General features: G+C 38.6%; 23 protein-coding genes. 21 read left to right on the forward strand and 2 right to left on the reverse strand.

Features of this window, described 5'->3' with window-relative positions:
- The first annotated feature begins 94 nt into the window (after positions 1-94).
- On the forward strand, positions 95-1,024 hold the full coding sequence (locus LZF87_RS03415; RefSeq protein WP_244341835.1) for a DUF6427 family protein: 930 nt from the start codon (positions 95-97) through the stop codon (positions 1,022-1,024).
- Here LZF87_RS03415 and upp read toward each other — a convergent pair.
- Entirely contained in the window at positions 1,019-1,672 is a 654-nt protein-coding gene (gene upp / locus LZF87_RS03420; protein ID WP_244341836.1) for a uracil phosphoribosyltransferase, read from the reverse strand. The two genes, LZF87_RS03415 and upp, sit on opposite strands and share 6 nt — an antisense overlap.
- A gap of 77 nt (positions 1,673-1,749) precedes the next feature.
- Here upp and LZF87_RS03425 point away from each other — a divergent pair, with 77 nt between their 5' ends.
- Together LZF87_RS03425 and LZF87_RS03430 are read left to right on the forward strand one after the other, a co-directional pair.
- Positions 1,750-2,355: a DUF4254 domain-containing protein gene (locus LZF87_RS03425; protein WP_244341837.1), complete on the forward strand. Its 606-nt coding sequence runs from the start codon at positions 1,750-1,752 to the stop codon at positions 2,353-2,355.
- Between the two features lie 12 nt (positions 2,356-2,367).
- Positions 2,368-3,402: a glycosyltransferase family 9 protein gene (locus tag LZF87_RS03430; protein ID WP_244341838.1), complete on the forward strand. Its 1,035-nt coding sequence runs from the start codon at positions 2,368-2,370 to the stop codon at positions 3,400-3,402.
- Between the two features lie 24 nt (positions 3,403-3,426).
- Here the strand turns inward: LZF87_RS03430 and LZF87_RS03435 are convergent, their stop codons facing one another.
- The gene (locus LZF87_RS03435) at positions 3,427-4,479 is read right to left on the reverse strand and encodes a ferredoxin--NADP reductase (RefSeq protein ID WP_244341839.1); all 1,053 of its coding nucleotides are present in this window, start codon (positions 4,477-4,479) and stop codon (positions 3,427-3,429) included.
- 126 nt (positions 4,480-4,605) lie between these two features.
- On the opposite strand from LZF87_RS03435, the gene LZF87_RS03440 reads away from it, so the two are divergent.
- From LZF87_RS03440 to LZF87_RS03525, 18 genes are all read left to right on the forward strand, one after another.
- Positions 4,606-4,941, forward strand: coding sequence for a PadR family transcriptional regulator (locus LZF87_RS03440; RefSeq protein ID WP_244341840.1), 336 nt, complete (start codon positions 4,606-4,608; stop codon positions 4,939-4,941).
- A gap of 2 nt (positions 4,942-4,943) precedes the next feature.
- Positions 4,944-5,633, forward strand: a complete 690-nt coding sequence (locus tag LZF87_RS03445; protein ID WP_244341841.1) for a hypothetical protein — start codon at positions 4,944-4,946, stop codon at positions 5,631-5,633.
- Positions 5,634-5,691: 58 nt separating this feature from the next.
- On the forward strand, positions 5,692-7,161 hold the full coding sequence (locus LZF87_RS03450) for a DUF5687 family protein (RefSeq protein WP_244341842.1): 1,470 nt from the start codon (positions 5,692-5,694) through the stop codon (positions 7,159-7,161).
- A 19-nt stretch (positions 7,162-7,180) separates the two neighbouring features.
- Complete coding sequence (locus LZF87_RS03455; RefSeq protein WP_023572678.1) at positions 7,181-7,876, forward strand: ABC transporter ATP-binding protein; 696 nt, start codon at positions 7,181-7,183, stop codon at positions 7,874-7,876.
- 149 nt (positions 7,877-8,025) lie between these two features.
- Positions 8,026-10,695 carry a gliding motility protein gene (locus LZF87_RS03460; protein ID WP_244341843.1) on the forward strand — a complete coding sequence of 890 codons (2,670 nt, stop codon included), beginning with the start codon at positions 8,026-8,028 and terminating at the stop codon, positions 10,693-10,695.
- 1 nt (position 10,696) lies between these two features.
- A complete protein-coding gene (locus LZF87_RS03465; protein WP_244341844.1) occupies positions 10,697-11,065 on the forward strand; it encodes a bactofilin family protein in 369 nt (122 codons plus the stop codon).
- 2 nt (positions 11,066-11,067) lie between these two features.
- The gene (locus LZF87_RS03470; protein WP_244341845.1) at positions 11,068-11,295 is read left to right on the forward strand and encodes an AtpZ/AtpI family protein; all 228 of its coding nucleotides are present in this window, start codon (positions 11,068-11,070) and stop codon (positions 11,293-11,295) included.
- Positions 11,296-11,703 carry a hypothetical protein gene (locus LZF87_RS03475; RefSeq protein ID WP_244341846.1) on the forward strand — a complete coding sequence of 136 codons (408 nt, stop codon included), beginning with the start codon at positions 11,296-11,298 and terminating at the stop codon, positions 11,701-11,703. It begins immediately after the preceding gene.
- Positions 11,704-11,811: 108 nt separating this feature from the next.
- Positions 11,812-13,023 (forward strand): F0F1 ATP synthase subunit A, encoded by a 1,212-nt coding sequence (atpB, locus tag LZF87_RS03480; RefSeq protein ID WP_244341847.1) that lies wholly within the window; start codon positions 11,812-11,814, stop codon positions 13,021-13,023.
- A gap of 31 nt (positions 13,024-13,054) precedes the next feature.
- Complete coding sequence (atpE, locus tag LZF87_RS03485; protein WP_023572684.1) at positions 13,055-13,252, forward strand: ATP synthase F0 subunit C; 198 nt, start codon at positions 13,055-13,057, stop codon at positions 13,250-13,252.
- Between the two features lie 89 nt (positions 13,253-13,341).
- Positions 13,342-13,842 carry a F0F1 ATP synthase subunit B gene (locus LZF87_RS03490; protein ID WP_244341848.1) on the forward strand — a complete coding sequence of 167 codons (501 nt, stop codon included), beginning with the start codon at positions 13,342-13,344 and terminating at the stop codon, positions 13,840-13,842.
- Between the two features lie 6 nt (positions 13,843-13,848).
- Positions 13,849-14,376 carry an ATP synthase F1 subunit delta gene (atpH, locus tag LZF87_RS03495; RefSeq protein WP_244341849.1) on the forward strand — a complete coding sequence of 176 codons (528 nt, stop codon included), beginning with the start codon at positions 13,849-13,851 and terminating at the stop codon, positions 14,374-14,376.
- A 37-nt stretch (positions 14,377-14,413) separates the two neighbouring features.
- Positions 14,414-15,988 carry a F0F1 ATP synthase subunit alpha gene (gene atpA / locus LZF87_RS03500; protein WP_244341850.1) on the forward strand — a complete coding sequence of 525 codons (1,575 nt, stop codon included), beginning with the start codon at positions 14,414-14,416 and terminating at the stop codon, positions 15,986-15,988.
- Between the two features lie 74 nt (positions 15,989-16,062).
- Positions 16,063-16,923 carry an ATP synthase F1 subunit gamma gene (gene atpG / locus LZF87_RS03505; protein ID WP_244341851.1) on the forward strand — a complete coding sequence of 287 codons (861 nt, stop codon included), beginning with the start codon at positions 16,063-16,065 and terminating at the stop codon, positions 16,921-16,923.
- Positions 16,924-17,007: 84 nt separating this feature from the next.
- The gene (locus LZF87_RS03510) at positions 17,008-17,445 is read left to right on the forward strand and encodes a GNAT family N-acetyltransferase (protein WP_244341852.1); all 438 of its coding nucleotides are present in this window, start codon (positions 17,008-17,010) and stop codon (positions 17,443-17,445) included.
- Between the two features lie 65 nt (positions 17,446-17,510).
- Positions 17,511-18,977 (forward strand): lipopolysaccharide biosynthesis protein, encoded by a 1,467-nt coding sequence (locus LZF87_RS03515; RefSeq protein ID WP_244341853.1) that lies wholly within the window; start codon positions 17,511-17,513, stop codon positions 18,975-18,977.
- A gap of 42 nt (positions 18,978-19,019) precedes the next feature.
- Positions 19,020-19,454: a dUTP diphosphatase gene (gene dut / locus LZF87_RS03520; RefSeq protein ID WP_244341854.1), complete on the forward strand. Its 435-nt coding sequence runs from the start codon at positions 19,020-19,022 to the stop codon at positions 19,452-19,454.
- A gap of 84 nt (positions 19,455-19,538) precedes the next feature.
- Positions 19,539-20,549: a sugar phosphate nucleotidyltransferase gene (locus tag LZF87_RS03525; RefSeq protein ID WP_244341855.1), complete on the forward strand. Its 1,011-nt coding sequence runs from the start codon at positions 19,539-19,541 to the stop codon at positions 20,547-20,549.
- Positions 20,550-20,552: the final 3 nt, after the last annotated feature.

Raw genomic sequence — 20,552 nt, forward strand, 5'->3', positions numbered from 1 at the left:
CTTACAAGCAAAGAAAATAAAACTTCTTACGTCTTGTTAGTCTCATTTTTATACAAGTGTTATCTTTACAGTCACAAAAATATAAAATATCTGCATGATAGCAAGCCTTTTTAATAAATCTCGGCCAATTAATTACGTTTTAATCAGTTTATTGCTGATTGGCTTTTACTTTTTGTACCTAACCAAGGATTTTTCATGGACGGAACACTACCATACGATTATCCTGAAATCAGGGTTGCTGCTTATTCTTACTGGGTCTTTATTCCTGGTAAGGTTTATCACTAAACGAAACGGATTGAGCAAAGACAATAGTTTTGCGGCTTTTATATTTGTTATTTTTCTGATTTTTTTCCCGACAACTTTGGTCAATACCAATGTTATTTTGTCCAATTTTTTCCTGTTGCTGGCTTTGCGCCGATTGGTTTCTATGCAATCGCTGATTACTCCGAAAGAAAAGATTTTTGACGCGTCGTTTTGGATTTTTGTTGCCGCGTTATTTCACTTTTGGTGCATATTGTTCCTGATCCTCGTATTCATTTCCATTGTCTTTCACGTATCCGGTGATTATCGTAACTGGCTAGTGCCATTTATTGCCTTTTTTACCGTATTAGTGTTGTTTGCCATGGCAGTGCTTATTTTCGATCATGGTCTATTGGCTATCGTGATGGAAAAAGCGCAAGTCAGTTTCGATTTTACCTATTTTGAAAATGTGTTTCAGAATATTGCACTGGCTATTTTTTCTTCGATAGCGGTGCTGTTCTTTTCCACTCAGGTTTTAGTATTGCAAAACCGGCCGTTAAACATGCAGGCTTCTTATAAGAAAATTATTTTCGGTTTTCTCTTTGGGGTTGCTATTTATGTTTTGTCGGCCAGTAAAAACAATAGCTTTTTGATGTATACCTTTTTTCCGTTATCGGTATTAGGGGCTAACTTTCTGGAAGGATTGGATAAGCAATGGCTTAAGGAAACCATTGTGATCGGCTTATTATTGATTGCCCTGATTATCTTCTTCGGGCAGTTATAATTTATTTCCGTAAGCTAGATCTCCTGCATCGCCCAATCCGGGAACGATGTAGTTGTGTTCGTCCAGTTTTTCATCCAAAGCGGCCACCCACAAATGGCAGTTGGAAGGAAGGTTTTCTTTTAAATACGCAATTCCTTCGGGAGCAGCAATAACCACTGCAATGTGAACTTCTTTAGGATTTTGTTCCAGATGAAGTTTCTTCAAAACCGCAACCAGTGATTGTCCTGTGGCTAACATCGGGTCGACTAAAATCAGGTTCTTTCCGTCAAATGATGGTGCTGCCTTATATTCCACAAGTATTTCAAACTTATCGTCATTGTCGTAATGATGGCGGTACGCCGATACAAAACCGTTTTCGGCATCGTCAAAAAAGTTCATAAACCCTTGGTGCAAAGCCAAGCCTGCTCTCAAAATAGAGCACAAGACCACAGGTTCGGCAATGGTTGTAGTGTGTTTTATGCCCAGCGGCGTCTGAACGGCAACATCTTTATATTCAAGGGTCTTGCTAAGTTCATAGGCCATTATTTCTCCAATGCGCTCGATGTTTTTTCGAAAACGCATGCTGTCTTTCTGAATGGTAACGTCACGAAGCTGCGTTAAAAAATGGTTCAGAATACTGTTTTTTTCGGAAATATAATGGATGTGCATAAATTTTGTTTAAAGTTGGAGTTCTAAGGTAAAGAGTAAAAGTATAAAAACTATATTTGTAAATAAAATTAAGAGCTATGTTTGCTGAATTTGCATTTCCTATTTTTGAACAAAGTATCAAGGATTATCATGTCATTGACGATGTGTATCAACCAACATTAAATCCTTATGAAAAAGGCTCGTTAGAGCATTTATTGTACGCTAAAAACTGGGTGGATACCGTTCAGTGGCATTACGAAGATATCGTTCGTGACCCGAATATCGATCCGGTAGCCGCATTGGATTTAAAACGCAAAATTGATGCGTCCAATCAGGTTCGTACCGATATGGTGGAATACATCGACAGTTATTTTCTTCAGAAATACAAAGACGTTCAGGTAAAACCGGAGGCAAGAATTAATACAGAAAGTCCGGCTTGGGCTATCGATCGTTTGTCGATTCTGGCTTTGAAAATTTACCACATGAACGAAGAGGCGACTCGTGCAGAAGCTACTGAGGAGCACCGTGCTAAATGCCAGGAGAAACTGAATGTGCTTTTGGATCAGAAAAACGACATGTTTACATCTATCAGCCAGTTGATCGAGGATATCGAAAAAGGCGACAAGTACATGAAAGTGTACAAGCAAATGAAAATGTACAACGACGAGGAATTGAATCCGGTATTGTATCAGAATAAAAAATAGTCATCGTAACGGATGTCTAAAAAACAACATATTGCTGTAATAAGGCTCTCAGCCATGGGTGATGTCGCAATGACGGTTCCTGTGTTGAGAGCCTTAGTTTTGCAACACCCTGAGATTACAGTGACCGTGGTTTCCAGACCTTTTTTCAAGCCTTTTTTTGACGGAATTCCGAATGTCAGTTTCTTTGCCGTCGATTTGAATAAACGCCACAAAGGACTTCCGGGTTTGCTGCGGTTGTATTCCGATTTACGTGAATTGAAGGTTGACGCCGTAGCCGATCTGCATAACGTACTGCGTTCTAAAGTAGTTCGCAACCTTTTTATGCTGAGCGGAAAAAAAGTTGCGGCGACTGATAAAGGCCGCGCCGATAAAAAAGCACTGACCCGCTTCAAAGACAAAATTTTTTCCCCGGTCAAGCCGATGGTCGAACGCCATGCTGATACGTTTGAACAATTGGGTTTTAAGATTGATTTGTCGCATCCGCAGTTTCCGCCAAAATCCGTTTTGTCTGATGAAATCGTTTCGGTTATCGGAAATAGAGATAAAAAATGGGTGGGAATCGCTCCTTTTGCCCAATATGAAAGCAAAGTCTATCCCGTCGATTTAATGCAGCAGCTAATTGACGGATTGGCCAAAGAAGCCAACCTGAACGTACTGTTGTTCGGGGGAGGAGAGAAGGAAATTCAACTGTTAACGAAATTGAAGGGCAATCATTCTAACGTAACTGTTCTGGCGGGAAAACTGAAATTCAAACAAGAATTGGAAGTGATTTCCAATTTGGATTTAATGCTTTCAATGGATTCAGGAAATGCACACATTGCTGCCATGCTGGGCGTAAAAGTGATTACGCTTTGGGGTGCCACGCATCCTTATTCAGGATTCAAACCCTTTAATCAGCCAGATGATTTCTGTCTTACTTCCGACAGGGAAAAATACCCGCTCCTGCCAACATCCGTTTACGGAAACAAAAAAGTGGAAGGCTACGAAGATGCTATGAGGAGTATATCACCGGAAACGGTTTTAGCCAAAATAAAAAAGGAGCTTTAGATAAAGCCCCTTTTGTTTTCTATTTTATACATCGTCAAAATCGATATAAATTTCATCGGTGGTCGGATGGGCCTGACAGGTTAAAATCAATCCTTCTTCGATTTCCGCATCGGTCAGAATAGAGTTTTTCTTCATTTCTGCCGCACCTTTTGTTATTCTTGCTAAACAACTGCTGCAGATTCCGCCCTGACAAGAGTACGGTGCATCAATTCCTTGTTTTAATGCTGCTTCCAAAAGGGTTTGCTTCTGCGCCATTTCGAAGGTGGTTTCCTCGTCATCGACCATTATGGTAATCTTGGTGTGCCCTCCTAACGTATTCTCAATTTTGGTTTCGGTAGTTGAAGTGGAGAATAATTCAAATTTGATGTTTTTCTCGGGTACATTGTTTTCCTTCAGGGTATTGCTCACATTGGCAATCATGTCTTCGGGACCACACAAATAAAATTTCGAAAACTCCTTTTCGGCATGTTTGTTATTCAGTACAAAATTCACCACTGACTTATCAACCCTCCCAAACAAAGCATCTTCAACATTGACTTTAGTGTATACAAACTGAACGAAAAGACGACCCACATATTTTAACTGCAAATCGTGAAGCTGATCGTAAAAAATAGTTTGTTCCGGATTTTTATTACCGTAAGTCAGCACAAACGTACTTTTTGGTTCATTTTCCAGTACCGATTTTATGATGGACATGATCGGAGTAATACCGCTTCCTGCCGCAAAAGCAGCATAATTTTTCTGGGCATCGGCTTTAGGTTCAAAGGTGAATTTCCCTTCCGGCGAACCCACTTCGATTACGTCGCCTTGTTTTAGACGGTTGTTAGCAAATGATGAAAAAACACCGTCGGCAACCTCTTTAACGGTAACACGTAAATCGCCACTGTTCGGAGAAGAACACAAAGAATAAGCTCTTCGTATTTCAGTTCCGTCTAGCGTTAATTTTAAAGTAACGTACTGCCCTGCTATAAAGGTATAGTTTGATTTTAATTCTTCAGGAACATTGAAGGAAACAGAGACCGCACTTGGCGTTTCTCGGTAAACTTCTTTTATCACTAGTTTATAAAATGTCGACATGGTATAGTTTGTTTAAGTAGCAAAAATAACTATTCTAATTTTTTTAAATATGATAAAAATCAGAAATTAATACCAAAGTTATTTATGTATAAGAAATTTAGGTATTTTTGGTGAAAATAATTTTGCATGAAAAATTCGCAGTTGTATAAAGGCAGCCTGAATACCATAATCATGAAGCTTCTGGAAGAAAAAGGGCGCATGTATGGGTATGAGATTACACAGAAAGTGAAGGAAATAACCAAAGGAGAACTCAGAATAACGGAAGGGGCTCTTTATCCGGCACTTCATAAGTTGGAAGCAGAAGGCTTTTTGGAGGTCGAGGTGGAAAAAGTTGACAACAGGCTTCGCAAATATTATAAGCTTACCGAAAGCGGCCAAACGGAAACCGTTAATCGATTATCGGAACTGGAAGAATTTATCCGGAACATGCAGGCATTAGTAAATCCTAAATTAAGTTATTAAAGATGAAACTTACTTCAGAACAAATAGAACGACTTTACCAATTCACCCGTCAGCATTACGTGGAATATTACGATTTGCAGACCGAACTGGTTGATCATTTAGCCAATGGGATTGAAACGCAATGGGAACAGAATCCCAACCTGTCTTTTGAGGAAGCGTTGCAAATTGAATTCAAGAAGTTTGGCATATTTGGATTCACGAGTGTTGTGGAACAAAGACAGGAGACACTGACCAAAAAATACGATCAATTGGTCTGGCAACACTTTAAGGATTTCTTTAAACTTCCGAAAATTATCGGGAGCTTGGTCGCGATAGTGCTTCTAAAATTATTTTTGGAAAAGATTTCTTTTTTGGAAGAACTGATCATAACCTCTTTTATCGCAATGCTGCTGACATTCTTCGCAGGAATGGTTTACCTGCAGTACAAAAACCGGAGAAAAACAAGAGCTTCCGGTAAAAAATGGCTTTTCGAAAAGGTTATCTTCAGTAATGGTTCTTTTGTGGGATACATTTATGTTGTAATGTGTGTTTTTAATAAAGTCCCAAGGCATTTCGAAAGCGATTATGCAATTTGGTTTTTTAGCATAATGATTGTGTTGATGGCGCTTTTGGAATATATCATGCTTGTAAAAATTCCCAAAAAATCCGAAGAGTATCTCATTGCCACTTATCCGGAATATAAATTAACATAAGAGTGTAACATTTTTGTTTTTTTGCAACTAACTTCTTACAATAGATAAGTAATAGAGTATGTTCAAACATTTTATCACACTGGAATGGAAATCGTTTTTGCGATCTGCTTCCCTTTCCACCAATCTCGTTCTTAAAATTGTAATGATTTTAGGGGCTGTCTATTTCGGAAGTTGCTTTCTGATTCTTGGTGCGGCTTCCTATTATTTGCTGCAGGATTATGGTTTGCCTCCATTGGAAACCGTCAATAAATACCTGATTTATTATTTCTTTTTTGATTTGGTCATCCGGTTCTTTATGCAGAAAACGCCTGTCATGAATATTAAACCGCTTTTATACATCAATATCAAGAGGAAAAGCATCGTGAATTTTGCTTTGGGAAAAACAATGTTGTCGTTTTTTAACCTCATTCATGGTTTCTTTTTCATCCCTTTTTCTATTGTTCTTTTGAGGGAAGGGTTTGATTTTTTAGGTGTGGTGTCCTGGTTGGTGACCATGTTTACGATGGTTATGCTGAATAATTTCATAAATATCCTGATTGATAAAAAAGACAGTGTTTTTTATGCGGCTCTTGTCTTTTTTGCAGGCTTGGGAATCTTACAGTTTTACAGTGTTTTCGATGTTACACAATATACTGCTCAGTTTTTCAATGGGATTTATGAAACGAAATGGATGATGATCTTACCATTGATCCTTTTTTCAGGAGTGTATGTCGTCACCTTTATTTTCTTCCGAAAAAATCTGTATCTCGACCAGGGACTTTCCGTAAAAGAAGATATCGCGAAAACCGAAGAGTTAATCTGGCTGAATCAGTTTGGGACTTTGGGGACGTTCCTTAAAAATGACATTAAACTTTTAAAAAGAAACAAACGATCCCGAACCACGGTTTTTATGAGTGTTATTTTTATTTTCTACGGATTGTTGTTTTACAGCGGTGGTATTGAAGCGTATCAAAATCCGATGATGCAGGTTTTTGCGGGTATTTTTGTTTCGGGAGGTTTCCTTTTTACCTTCGGACAATTTGTGCCGAGTTGGGACAGCTCTTACTATCCGTTAATGATGAGCCAAAACGTTCAATATAAGGACTATCTGAATTCAAAATGGTGTCTGATTGTGATTGCTACGGTCATTTCAACCCTTTTGGCTTCTTTTTATCTGTATTTCGGTTGGCAAACTTATTTACTGATTGTGGTAGGAGCGATCTATAACATTGGCGTAAATGCGCATTTGGTACTTTTAGGAGGGGCATATGTAAAAACACCAATTGATTTGGCTTCAGCTAAAGGTGCTTTTGGTAACCGGCAGGGATTCAATGTGAGGACACTCCTGATTTCCATCCCGAAATTACTTCTGCCAATGGCATTGTACGCAGTTGGAAAGGCCTTTTTCGGTTTTGAAATCGGATTGCTTTTTGTGGCATTAGCGGGCATCATCGGATTTGCTTTTCGCAACAAAATGTTCCGAATCATCGAAAATGTCTACAAAAAGGAAAAATACAAAACGATTGCGGCTTATACTCAAAATGACTAATTTCTAAAAAAACAAATCAATGATACAAGCAACCAATTTATCAAAAACGTATAATGGAATTACCGTATTGAATATCGAAAATCTGGAAATTAAAAAAGGTGAGAGTTTTGGTTTGGTCGGGAACAACGGTGCCGGAAAAACCACTTTCTTCAGTTTGTTGTTGGATTTGATTCAGCCATCAAGCGGAAAAATTACCAGTAACGGCATTCAGATCAATACAAGTGAAGCATGGAAACCGTTCACGGCCGCTTTTTTAGACGAAAGTTTTCTTATCGGTTATCTGACCCCGGAAGAGTATTTTTATTTTATAGGTGAATTGCGCGGACAAAATAAAGCTGACGTGGATGCTTTGCTTGAAAAACATGAGGATTTTTTCAATGGTGAAATTCTGAAAAAGAAAAAATACCTGCGAGATCTTTCGAAAGGGAATATGAAAAAAGTGGGTATCATCGCCACATTGATCGGGAATCCGGAAGTGATTATTCTGGATGAACCTTTTGCTAATCTTGACCCGACCACACAAATTCGTTTAAAGAAAATTATCAAGGAACTGGCTGCCATGCCTGACGTTACCATTTTAGTTTCCAGTCACGATTTGCAGCATACGGTAGAAGTTTCAGATAGAATTGTAACGCTAGAGAAAGGAAAAATAGTTGGAGACATCCAGACCTCTCCGGAAACACTCAAAGAACTGGAAGCCTTTTTTGCAGTATAATTTCTAATCCTCTGAAAATTCAGGGGATTTTTTTTTCCGTTGAGCCGATTTTTATCCGCAAATTTCCCACATATTAAAAAGAAACGTATTTTTACCCTTAGTTATACTAAAAAAAGAGTTTAAAAGTTAAAGGAATAAAACGTTTCACCTTGAAAGACAAAAAGTTAAAATATCTGTTTGCGGTTTCATTTTTGGCATTGCTGATAGCGTGCTCTACAAAAAAGAATACATGGCTCAGCCGAAATTCCCATGCTCTTTCCGCCAAAGATAATATTTTATACAATGGGTATTTAGCCTTTGATAAGGGAGTGGAGGATGTGAAAGCAACCTACAAGGATAATTTTTGGGACATTCTTCCGGTAGAACGTATGCAGGAAAAGACCGAGGCAATACTTCCGGGTGAAAGTAAAAATCCCAACTTTATAAGAGCGGAGGAGAAGGCAACAAAAGCCATCCAGAAACATTCCATGTATATTGACGGAAGCGAAAAGAATCCGCAGATGGACGAGGCGCATTTGCTTTTAGGAAAAGCGCGTTATTATGACAATCGTTTTATTCCGGCGCTGGATGCCTTCAACTATATATTGTATAAGTATTCCAATAGCGATAAGATTTACGAAGCTAAAATCTGGAGGGAAAAAACCAACATCCGTCTCGAAAATGATGCTCAGGCCATCAAGAACTTAAAATTACTTCTTAAGGGTAGCAAACTGCAAGATCAGCTGCATGCCGATGCTAATGCTATTCTGGCGCAGGCTTACATGAACACCAACGTTAAGGACACCGCAATAGCCAAACTAAAAATTGCCCGCGACCTGACTAAACATAAAGAAGAAAGAGCCCGTTATAATTTTATTCTGGGACAATTGTATGAGAGCCTGAATTATCCCGACAGTGCCTATGCTGCTTTTCAGGAAGTAATCGATATGAAGCGTAAATCACCACGACGTTACGTAATATGGGCGCATGCCAAACAAGCGCAACAGTTTGATTACAAAAGCGGAGACACGCTTGCTTTTTCTGAAAAGTATGATGATTTGCTTAAAGACAGAGAGAACAGACCTTATCTTGACGTGATCAATCATCAAAAAGGAATGTTTTATGACAAGTTGGGAAAAAACCGAGAAGCCAAAAAACATTATAATAATTCGTTACGCTCCGTATCTCAGGATAATTACCTGGTGGCTTCCAATTACCGCAATCTGGCTGCAATTTATTTTGAGGAAGCAAAATACAGAATGGCCGGTCAGTATTATGACAGTACATTGCTTCGTCTGGACGAGAGATCAAGAGAGCATTACAGTGTTAAGAAGAAAAGAGAAAATCTTGCCGATGTAATAAAGTACGAAGATATCATTACTAATAACGACAGTATTCTTAAAGTCGTTGCCATGAGCGAAAATGAGAGAAGAAATTTCTACGAAGCCTACATTTCTAAACTAAAGATCGAAGACGAGAAGAAAGCATTAGAAGCCGCTAAAAGAGCGGAAGAAGGACAAAGACAAAATCAGGTAAACCCTCAAAGCATGATTCAGGGTGGCGATAATCAAGAGGGATTAAAAGGAGGTAAAAAGCTTCCGGTGTCCAGCGAACCAATGCCGATGCAGCCGCCAACCATGCAGCCGCCAACCGGCCAACCTCCTGTTGCGATGGGGAACCAGTCTAGTTTTTATTTCTATAATCCAAATACGGTAGCTTTTGGAAAAGGTGAATTCCGAAAAAAATGGGGTAACCGAACTTTAAAGGATAATTGGCGTTGGGCTTCAGCTGAAGAATCGACTGATGTTAATGAAGAAAACGATACACTTGCCCAAGAGGTGGCTAAAGCGGATGAAATTCCTGTAATTAAAGTCGAAAAACCGCAATATTCGGTCGATTTTTATACCAGTCAGCTGCCAAGTGATCAGAAAGTATTGGACAGTTTGGTTAAAGACCGAAATTTTGCCTATTTCCAGTTGGGCAATATTTATAAGGAGAAGTTCAAAGAATACGAATTGGCCGCTTCAAGACTGGAAACGCTTTTAACGAAGAATCCGGAAGAACGGTTGGTATTGCCCGCAAAATATAATCTGTATAAAATATATGAAATCATCAATCCGTCTAAGGCGGAAGCGATGAAAAACGACATTATTGCGAATTATCCAAGCAGTCATTATGCACAGATTTTATCCAATTCAGCGGTTGGTCAAATTACCGATACCCCAGAAGTTGCATATGGCAACTTGTTTAAGAAATATGAGCAGGGACTTTATCAGGAGGCGTTGATCGAAGCGGATCGGATGATTCAGAATTTTGCAGGAGATTCGATGGCAGCAAAATTTGAATTGTTGCGTGCGCGTATCATTGCCCGATTGGAAGGCCTTGATCAGTATAAAAATGAATTAATAAGTATAGCCAAAAATTATCCGACCATCGAAGAAGGCAAAGAGGCTGATGCTTTGGTGAAAAACGACATTCCGAAACTGGAACAGATGCAATTAGGTAAAGGAACGCCGGTTAGCTGGAAAATCGTATACGAAATTCCGTATCCGAATGCCGGCGATGCAAAAGTTAAAGCCTTAACCGATAAATTGGCTGCATTTATTAAGGATAGAAATAGTACGAAAATCGTAATGTCAAACGATGTTTATCTGAAGGATAAGAGTTTTATTGTGATTCATGGTTTTGCAAGCAAAGATGGAGCTGAATCGACTGTATCAGTATTAAGAGACTTCAAAGGATACAAGGTGAAGGAACCTGCTTTTGTAATTTCGAATGAAGATTATAAGGTAGTTCAAATCAAGAAGAACCTTTCAGAATATTTGGCAACAATTAAATAGTATGTTCGACAAACCGCAAAAATCATATACGGATTTATTGGGTAAAACCAATAGAATAGTTGAAGGGACAACCATTGAAGGAAATATCGTTTCCCAGGCTGATTTTCGTCTGGACGGACATCTGAAGGGGAACTTTTCCTCGGCGGGACGTTTGGTTATTGGTCCGTCCGGGAGTGTTACCGGGGATGTTATTTGCAGAACGGCAGATATAGAAGGAAAGTTTGACGGAAAAATTGATGTTACTGAAATGTTGAACATCCGTTCTAAGGCTGTCATTAAAGGGGAAGCGATAGTCGGAAAACTTTCGGTGGAACCCGGTGCCGACTTCAGTGCTTCGTGTGTAATGCGAAATGCCCTAAAAAATCAGTAATCATGGAAGATCCCCAAAAAAAAAGACCTTATAATAAGTGGATGGCATTAATTAACATTCCATTTCAAATGGGAATTATTATTTTTGCATTCGCCTGGCTGGGTACATGGCTTGATGAAAAATATCCCAACGAGAACGATTTGTATGTAAAAATCTTAACGCTTGTTGGTGTTTTTATCGCGCTGTATAATGTAATCCGACAAGTGAATGACTTAAATAACTCAAAATAAATGAATTGGAAAAAATTCAGGACTGTCTTTGCCTTACTTATTATTGCGCCCATCCTAGCAGGATTCAATATAGTGATTGTTAAATCTTTGGTTTCTGCTGAAATTTATGAATCATTCCATTATCCCTTACCGTTGCTGTATTGTCTTTTTACGGCTGCTTCGGTAGTAATCCTTTTGATTGGAATAATAACAAAACAAAGAAGTTCGGTTCAGGTTGGGAATGTTTTTTTGGTTACGACTTCGGTTAAAATGGCATTGTGCTATGTCTTAATTCAACCGGTCCTGAATACGGACACACAAAGCGCACATTTTGAAAAAATCAATTTTTTTGTAATTTTCATTTTGTTTTTAGCAATAGAAGTTGTTTTGACTTCAAGATTTTTAAATGAGGACGATAAAAAGGGTTAAAATTCATAAATGCATCAAAAAAAAGCATTTAATACTCTTGGGGTATTAATTTTAAATGTACCTTTGCGCCAAATTTAAAGACCTAAGAATTAAGATATTTAATAAGGTATGGTGATTTCAAAACAACCTGTAAGATTTATGTTAGCAGCTTTTGTAGGATTGATTTCTTCTGTTGCAATGGCAAATCCAACAACAGATTCTACTCAAGTAAAAACTGAGACTGCTCACGAAGTACAAGCAACTGCGCCAACAGCTCATGCTGAAGTAGGGCATGAAGAAAAAGCGCTAACTCCAGAGGAGGAGAAAAGAACGAAAGTGGATGCTTTTATCGATCACCACCTTCAGGATTCTCACGATTTCGTTTTCTTCTCAGATGAGAAAGAAGCGGCACATTACGGATTTTCTTTGCCGGTTATTTTATTGGATGGCGGATTAAAAGTTTTTTCATCTTCAAAATTACACCATGGTGAAGCTGTTGCTGAAGTAGACGGTAACTATTATAAATTGTTCCATGGTAAAATCTACAAAACGGATGCTGCCGGGACTATCAATCTTGATGAGCACCACCACCCAACGAATGCAAAACCGCTTGATTTTTCAATAACTAAAAACGTATTGTCGTTGTTAGTGGTTTCTGCAATGTTGCTATTCATGTTTACAAGCTTAGCGAAATCATATAAAAAAGGTCCGGTTCCAACAGGTTTCGGAAGAGTTTTGGAGCCACTTATTATTTTCATCAGAGATGAGATAGCGATTCCAAACATCGGTGAGAAAAAATACAGAAAGTTCATGGGGTATCTGTTAACGGTATTCTTCCTGATCTGGTTGTTGAACCTTTTAGGGATGACTCCTCTTGGAATTAACGTAACTGGTAATATTGCAGTGACAGTTTGTTTGGCAATTTTTACTTATTTCATTACACAATTTAGTGCAAATAAAGATTATTGGGGACACATCTTCTGGATGCCAGGAGTGCCGGTGCCGATGAAAATTATTTTAGCGCCAATTGAAATTTTGGGAACATTAACGAAACCTTTCGCATTATTAATCCGTTTGTTCGCAAACATTACTGCTGGTCACGTAGTAATCATGAGTTTAATTGCGATGATTTTCGTAGGTAAGAATCTGGCTGCTGATTTGCCAATCTCTTTTGGCTTAACGTTGTTCATCTCTTTAATTGAGTTGTTGGTAGCATTCTTGCAGGCCTTCATCTTTACCATGATGTCTTCGTTGTTCATTGGTATGGCTGTACAGGATCATCATCATGATGAGCACGAACACCACGATGGACATGATTTCACAGATAATTCAATTGTTTAATTTAGAAGTTTAATTTTATATATATATACTTATGGGAACTATTCCAACGTTAGTAGGTGCAGGTTTAGTAGTAATCGGTGCTGGTTTAGGTTTAGGTAGAATCGGTGGATCTGCTATGGACGCTATTGCTCGTCAGCCAGAAGCTGCTGGAAAAATCCAAACAGCGATGATCATCATCGCAGCTTTATTAGAAGGTTTAAGCTTTGCTGCTTTGATCTTAGGAAAATAATAAAGAGAAAACAGACAATACCTGTAACGGTTGGTTACAGGTGTTGTTTTTAAAAAAAGTAAAAAAATTAAATCATAATATAGTCTACAATGGAGAAGTTAATTAACGATTTTTCATTCGGTTTATTCTTTTGGCAAGCAATTATCTTATTGGTGTTGATTTTCCTTATGGTGAAATTTGCATGGAAACCAATTATGGCGTCAATTTCGGCTAGAGAAGATGGTATCAGAGATGCTATCGCTTCAGCTGAAACAGCTAAGAAAGAGATGATGAATCTTAAAGCTGATAATCAAAGATTATTAGACGAAGCTCGTGCTGAAAGAGATACTATGCTTAAAGAAGCACGTGAAATCAAAGAAAAAATGATTGCTGATGCGAAATCTGAAGCTCAAGTACAAGGAGCGAAAATGATCGAGCAGGCAAAAGCGACTATCGAAAGCGAGAAAAACGCAGCTTTGGCTGAATTGAAAAATCAGGTTTCTGGTCTTTCTGTTCAAATCGCTGAAAAATTATTAAAAGGTGAACTTTCTGATAAATCTTCTCAAACTGCATTGGTTGAGAGAATGTTAGAAGAAGTAAAATTAAATTAATCGTATATGTCAAGAGCAGCGATTAGATATGCAAAAGCAATTTTAGATATTGCGAACTCTAATGGAAAAGCGGCAAACGTTAACGACGACATGAAGTCTATCGTTGCGGCTGTAGCGGAAAGCAAAGAGTTGAAAGAATTTTTATCAAACCCGACTGTGAAGGGTGACGTAAAAGTGTCGGCTTTATCAGAAGTATTTGCTTCTGTTCAAAACGAAACAAAAAGTTTGTTCCGATTGTTATTGGAAAACAAAAGATTCGAGATTTTACCGGCGGTAGCTTCTCAGTACAATCTGTTGTTTGACGAGTTAAGCGGTGTGGAAGTGGCAAAAGTAACAACTGCTTTTCCTATCACTCCGGAATTGGAAGCAAAAGTATTGGCAAAAGTTAAGGAATTTTCAACTAAATCCGTTACTATCGTTAACATTGTAGATGAGTCAATCATCGGCGGGTTTATCTTGAGACTTGGCGACAAACAGTACAATGCTTCTATAGCAAACAGTTTACAAACATTAAAAAGAGAACTTTTAAATTAGTATTTACCATACCGAAAGGTGTTAAATTATAAACAGAATGGCAGAAATTAAAGCTGCTGAAATTTCAGCAATATTAAAGAAACAATTATCTGGTTTTGAATCAGGTGCTACTTTAGAGGAAGTGGGAACAGTTCTTCAGGTAGGAGACGGTATCGCTCGTGTTTACGGTTTGTCTAATGCACAATACGGTGAGTTAGTACAATTCGATAACGGGTTGGAAGCTATTGTATTGAATCTTGAGGAAGATAACGTAGGGGTTGTATTGTTAGGACCATCTACAGGAATCAAAGAAGGTTCAACTGTGAAAAGAACTCAGCGTATCGCTTCTTTAAAAGTTGGTGAGCAAATGGTAGGTCGTGTTGTGGATACATTAGGTTTCCCTATCGACGGTAAAGGACCAATCGGTGGTGACCTTTACGAAATGCCATTGGAAAGAAAAGCTCCTGGAGTTATCTTCCGTCAGCCGGTAAACGAGCCGCTACAAACAGGTATCAAATCTATCGATGCGATGATCCCAGTTGGTCGTGGACAGCGTGAGTTGGTTATCGGTGACCGTCAAACTGGTAAAACTACAGTATGTATCGATACCATTTTGAACCAAAAAGAATTTTATGATGCTGGTAAACCAGTATTCTGTATATATGTTGCTATAGGACAAAAAGCTTCTACAGTAGCTGGTATCGCAAAAACATTAGAAGAAAAAGGTGCAATGGCTTATACAGTTATCGTTGCAGCTAACGCTTCTGACCCTGCTCCAATGCAGGTATACGCTCCAATGGCGGGTGCTGCAATTGGTGAGTATTTCCGTGATTCAGGTCGTCCTGCTTTGATCATCTATGATGATCTATCTAAACAGGCGGTTGCTTACCGTGAGGTGTCTTTGTTGTTAAGAAGACCACCGGGACGTGAGGCTTATCCTGGAGACGTATTCTACCTACACTCTCGTTTATTAGAAAGAGCTTGTAAAGTAATTGCTGATGACAGCATTGCTAAAAACATGAATGACTTACCGGAATCGTTAAGACCAATCGTTAAAGGTGGTGGATCGTTAACAGCGTTACCAATCATCGAAACGCAAGCGGGTGACGTTTCTGCTTATATCCCAACAAACGTAATTTCGATTACTGACGGACAGATCTTCTTGGAGTCTGACTTGTTCAACTCAGGGGTTCGTCCAGCGATTAACGTAGGTATCTCCGTATCTCGTGTAGGAGGTAACGCGCAGATCAAATCGATGAAAAAAGTATCGGGTACATTGAAATTAGACCAAGCGCAGTTCCGTGAATTAGAAGCTTTCGCGAAATTCGGTTCTGACTTGGATGCTGTTACTTTGAACGTAATCGAAAAAGGTAGACGTAACGTAGAAATCTTGAAACAATCTGTAAACACTCCGTTTACTGTTGAAGATCAGGTTGCGATTATCTATGCTGGAACTAAAAACTTATTGAGAACCGTTCCTGTAAACAAAGTAAAAGAATTCGAAAAAGATTTCTTAGAGTACTTAAATGCAAAACACAGAGATATACTTGACGCTTTAAAAGCTGGTAAATTCGACGATAACATCACTGATGTTTTAGAGAAAGCAGCAAAAGAGATTTCTGCAAAATATTAATAAAAAGTGATTAGTGATTAGTAGTTGGTAAAAAGCCAGCTACTAATTACTGGTAACTAATTACTAAAAGAAGAATGGCAAACTTAAAGGAAATACGTAACAGGATTACTTCCGTTTCATCTACGATGCAGATTACATCGGCGATGAAGATGGTATCTGCAGCAAAGTTGAAAAAAGCACAGGATGCAATTACAGCGATGCGCCCTTATGCCGAAAAATTAACCGAGTTAATCCAAAATCTTAGTGCTTCTTTGGAAGGTGATTTCGCCGGACAATACACAGAGCAGAGAGAGGTTAAAAAAGTATTGTTGGTAGTGGTTACATCAAACAGAGGTTTGTGTGGTGCTTTCAATGCTAACGTACTTAAGCAGGTTAAAAATCTGTCTGAAACGACTTATGCCGGAAAAGAGGTAGGTATTTTTGCCATCGGTAAGAAAGCAAATGATGCTTTGGTTAAAACGAACACAATTGTGGCTAACCAAAGTGCCATTTTTGATGATCTAACATTTGACAACGCAGCACACATCGCTGAAACACTTACACAATTATTTGTGACAGGTGAATACGATAAAATTGAAGTGGTGTACAACCAGTTTAAAAACGCCGCTACTCAAATTGTTGTAACCGAGCAATTCTTGCCATTGGCGCCTGTAGAAACTAAGCAGGTAGTTACTTCGGATTATATTTTCGAGCCGACAAAAGAAGAAATTGTGTTGACATTGATCCCAAAATCATTAAAAACACAGTTGTACAAGGCGGTGAGAGATTCATTCGCAGCAGAGCACGGAGCGCGTATGACGGCAATGCACAAAGCAACCGATAACGCAACCGAATTGAGAAATCAATTGAAATTGACTTACAACAAAGCCCGTCAGGCTGCCATTACAAACGAAATCTTAGAGATCGTTGGTGGAGCTGAAGCTTTGAAAAACTAAGCCAATTTTTAAATAAAGTAAGAGAGTCAACATTTGTTGGCTCTTTTTTTGTTTACATTTATTCGAAAATTCAAATACGAAAAAGTGGAAATCAAAGAACTTACCACGTTGGAAGAAATGACGTCGCAATTAGAGCTGATTTGTCAATTATACCCTAAAATGACGCTTCAGAAATACGAATCGTTTCTAAAGGAGATGATTCCGCATAAGTATACCCAGATTGCTGTTTTTGATAATGATAAATGTATCGGAATTACCGGCTGCTGGTTTTCGACAAAACTTTGGAGCGGGAAATACCTGGAAATAGACAATTTTGTGGTAGATGAAGCGCACCGCTCTCAAGGCATCGGTAAAATGCTGTTGGATTTTGTCGAACAAAAAGCGTTGGGTTTAGGCTGTACCAACATCGTTTTAGATGCTTTCACAACAAATTTTAAGGCCCATCGTTTCTACTACAATCAGGGTTATGCTCCCAAAGGGTTTCACTTTGTGAAAATCCTCGTCAAAGAATGGTTGACGTAAATATTCTTCCCAAATAAACCGTAGGATTGCTTATTTTTGCGTATCATTTGTCAAAACAGTACACTTTGAACCTTTATAAAAACCTTTTTAAACAGACATTTATTTACGGAATCGCCACGGTGCTTCCACGGATGATTAGTTTTTTGCTTAATCCGTTGTATGTTGAGTATTTGCCCAACAAGAGGGAATTCGGTGAGATAACTGTGATTTTTTCCTGGATGGTTTTTTTCAATGTGCTGTTGTCGTATGGAATGGAAACGGCTTTTTTCCGATTTTACAATAAGGAAGAGAATAAGAAAAGCGTAATAGAAACAGCAACGATTTCCATGGTATGGTCTACTGTGGCATTTCTATTGATTGCCATTCTTTTCAAAAACAGCCTGGCACAGGCCATAGAGGTCGAACCTCAGTATTTTATATATACTTTATGGATTTTGGCTTTGGATGCCTTGGTGGTTATTCCTTTTTCTAAATTAAGGGCCGAACAGCGGCCAATGAAATATGCTGTTATAAAGATTGGGAACGTGATTATCAGTCTGGGGCTGAACGTTTTCTTTCTTGTTTTCCTTCCCAAAATTGCAGCAATAAATCCGGATGGTTTTTGGGGTGGTATTTATGTTCCCAAATTTCAGATTGGGTACATTTTTATAGCCAATTTAATAGCGAGTTTTGTGACTTTATTGGTGTTTATCCCGGATTATTTTACTATGAAATGGCATTTTAATGTGCCACTCTGGAAGAAGATGATTCGTTATGGAGGCCCTATTTTATTTGCCGGAATCGCCTTTGGAATCAATGAGCATTTTGATAAAATCTTACTGAAATTCTTAGGTGTAAGTTTATCCGATATCGGAGCGTATGGTGCCTGCTATAAAATCGGTTTGTTCATGGTTTTGTTCCGGACTGCCTATACGTTGGGAATCGAACCGTTCTTTTTCAGCCATGCCGGAAAAGAAAATGCCCAGCAGACTTATGCTACCGTAACCAAGTATTTCGTGATTTTTGGTTCTCTGATTTTCTTAGGTGTTGTAGTTTTTTCGGATGTCATAAAATTGTTTTTAGTCCCGAATTCAGATTATTGGGATGCCATGAAAGTTGTACCGTTGATTGTTTTGGCCAACTTCTTTCTGGGTATTTACACTAACCTGTCTGTTTGGTATAAACTGATCGACAAAACGAAAGTTGGAGCTTATATCTCAACTGTTGGTGCTTTGGTGACTTTGGCTTTAAACTTCCTGATGATTCCTGCATTCGGTTATATGGGCTCGGCAGTAGCGACTTTGGCTGCTTATGGAACCATGATGACTATTTCATATTATTTAGGGAATAAACATTATCCGATTCCTTACGATAAGAAGCGGATTTTTGGATATTTGGGAGTTTCCACGCTTTTATCCGGACTTTCGTTTTACGTTGACGTATTCCGCGAAAGCTATATTTTCGGTATCGTAGCCATTTTAATTTTCACCTATTTTATTTATCACAACGAAAAAGAAACTTTACTTCGTGTAATGAGAAGAAAAGTGGCTTAATTTTTATATTTTTAAACTTTTATTACAATAATATTACCAGAAATGACAATCAAGATCATCAATAAATCAGAACATCCGTTACCAAATTATGAAACCAATGCATCGGCAGGGATGGACTTACGTGCCAATATCTCCGAACCGATAACCTTAAAACCGTTGGAAAGAGCTTTGGTGAAAACCGGACTTTTTATCGAATTGCCAATCGGTTATGAGGCTCAGGTGCGTCCGAGAAGCGGATTGGCTTTCAAAAAAGGAATCACAGTATTGAATTCCCCCGGAACAGTTGATGCGGATTATCGTGGTGAAATCGGAGTGATATTGGTAAACTTGTCCAACGAACCTTTTGTGGTTGAAAACGGAGAGCGTATTGCTCAGTTAATCATCGCCAAACACGAACGTGCCGAATGGCTAGAGACTGTTGAACTTACCGAAACGTCTCGAGGTGAAGGAGGATTTGGTAGTACAGGAGTGAAGTAAATTAATTTAAATAATTTAAAGGTTGAATGATTTTGGATTTGTGTGAATTTGTAATCATTTGAACTTTCAATCGAATAATATAAAATGAAAATAATAGTACCGATGGCCGGACGTGGTTCACGCCTTCGCCCACACACATTGACAATTCCAAAACCATTGATCCCGATTGCCGGAAAACCAATCGTACACCGTTTGGTTGAGGATATCGCCGGTGTGATTAATCAGGAAATTGAAGAAATCGCATTTATCATTCATGAGAGTTTTGGTAAGCAGGTGGAAGAAGATCTGATTGCCATTGCCGAGAAATTAGGTTCCAAAGGAAGAATCTATTATCAGAATGAGGCTTTAGGAACGGCACATGCCATTATGTGTGCCAAAGACAGCATGTCAGGTCCGATTGTTGTTGCTTACGCAGATACGTTATTCCGTGCCGACTTCGCACTTGATACTTCGGCAGACAGCGTAATCTGGGTAAAACAAGTAGAAGACCCAAGAGCTTTCGGTGTCGTGCAGCTGAACGGAAATAATCAGATTGTGGATTTCGTGGAGAAACCAAAAGAGTTTGTTTCAGATTTGGCGATCATCGGAATTTATTATTTCAAAAGCGGCGAAACTTTACGTTCCGAATTACAATATTTATTGGATAATAATGTTGTTAAAGGAGGTGAGTATCAATTAACTGACGGATTGGAGAACATGAAACAAAAAGGCATGAAATTTGTGCCTGGTAAAGTAGATGAATGGATGGATTGCGGTAACAAAGAGGTTACGGTAGATACCAATTCACGTATGCTGCGTTTTCTTCATAATGACGGTATTAATATGGTTTCAGCTACGGCTAAAATTGAAAATTCCACCATTATCCCACCGTGTTTCATCGGAGATGATGTGGTGTTGATCAACTCTACTGTAGGACCAAATGTGTCTTTGGGAAGAGCAACGCATCTTACCAATACAACCATCAAAAACAGTTTGGTGCAAACGCATGCACATATTAAAAACGCCGATTTGGATAATGCAATGATTGGAAATCATGCTGCCTTCGACGGAAATTTTAAAGCTGTCAGCATCGGAGATTATTCCGTTTTAGAATAAGAT

This window comes from Flavobacterium enshiense, assembly GCF_022836875.1.
GTDB lineage: Bacteria > Bacteroidota > Bacteroidia > Flavobacteriales > Flavobacteriaceae > Flavobacterium > Flavobacterium enshiense_A.

Excerpts from the sequence above, each read along its gene's own strand:
- LZF87_RS03415 (WP_244341835.1), top strand. The coding sequence starts at position 95 with ATGATAGCAAGCCTTTTTAATAAATCTCGGCCAATTAATTACGTTTTA.
- upp (WP_244341836.1), bottom strand. The coding sequence starts at position 1,672 with ATGCACATCCATTATATTTCCGAAAAAAACAGTATTCTGAACCATTTT.
- LZF87_RS03425 (WP_244341837.1), top strand. The coding sequence starts at position 1,750 with ATGTTTGCTGAATTTGCATTTCCTATTTTTGAACAAAGTATCAAGGAT.
- LZF87_RS03430 (WP_244341838.1), top strand. The coding sequence starts at position 2,368 with ATGTCTAAAAAACAACATATTGCTGTAATAAGGCTCTCAGCCATGGGT.
- LZF87_RS03435 (WP_244341839.1), bottom strand. The coding sequence starts at position 4,479 with ATGTCGACATTTTATAAACTAGTGATAAAAGAAGTTTACCGAGAAACG.
- LZF87_RS03440 (WP_244341840.1), top strand. The coding sequence starts at position 4,606 with ATGAAAAATTCGCAGTTGTATAAAGGCAGCCTGAATACCATAATCATG.
- LZF87_RS03445 (WP_244341841.1), top strand. The coding sequence starts at position 4,944 with ATGAAACTTACTTCAGAACAAATAGAACGACTTTACCAATTCACCCGT.
- LZF87_RS03450 (WP_244341842.1), top strand. The coding sequence starts at position 5,692 with ATGTTCAAACATTTTATCACACTGGAATGGAAATCGTTTTTGCGATCT.
- LZF87_RS03455 (WP_023572678.1), top strand. The coding sequence starts at position 7,181 with ATGATACAAGCAACCAATTTATCAAAAACGTATAATGGAATTACCGTA.
- LZF87_RS03465 (WP_244341844.1), top strand. The coding sequence starts at position 10,697 with ATGTTCGACAAACCGCAAAAATCATATACGGATTTATTGGGTAAAACC.
- LZF87_RS03470 (WP_244341845.1), top strand. The coding sequence starts at position 11,068 with ATGGAAGATCCCCAAAAAAAAAGACCTTATAATAAGTGGATGGCATTA.
- LZF87_RS03475 (WP_244341846.1), top strand. The coding sequence starts at position 11,296 with ATGAATTGGAAAAAATTCAGGACTGTCTTTGCCTTACTTATTATTGCG.
- atpB (WP_244341847.1), top strand. The coding sequence starts at position 11,812 with ATGGTGATTTCAAAACAACCTGTAAGATTTATGTTAGCAGCTTTTGTA.
- atpE (WP_023572684.1), top strand. The coding sequence starts at position 13,055 with ATGGGAACTATTCCAACGTTAGTAGGTGCAGGTTTAGTAGTAATCGGT.
- LZF87_RS03490 (WP_244341848.1), top strand. The coding sequence starts at position 13,342 with ATGGAGAAGTTAATTAACGATTTTTCATTCGGTTTATTCTTTTGGCAA.
- atpH (WP_244341849.1), top strand. The coding sequence starts at position 13,849 with ATGTCAAGAGCAGCGATTAGATATGCAAAAGCAATTTTAGATATTGCG.
- atpA (WP_244341850.1), top strand. The coding sequence starts at position 14,414 with ATGGCAGAAATTAAAGCTGCTGAAATTTCAGCAATATTAAAGAAACAA.
- atpG (WP_244341851.1), top strand. The coding sequence starts at position 16,063 with ATGGCAAACTTAAAGGAAATACGTAACAGGATTACTTCCGTTTCATCT.
- dut (WP_244341854.1), top strand. The coding sequence starts at position 19,020 with ATGACAATCAAGATCATCAATAAATCAGAACATCCGTTACCAAATTAT.
- LZF87_RS03525 (WP_244341855.1), top strand. The coding sequence starts at position 19,539 with ATGAAAATAATAGTACCGATGGCCGGACGTGGTTCACGCCTTCGCCCA.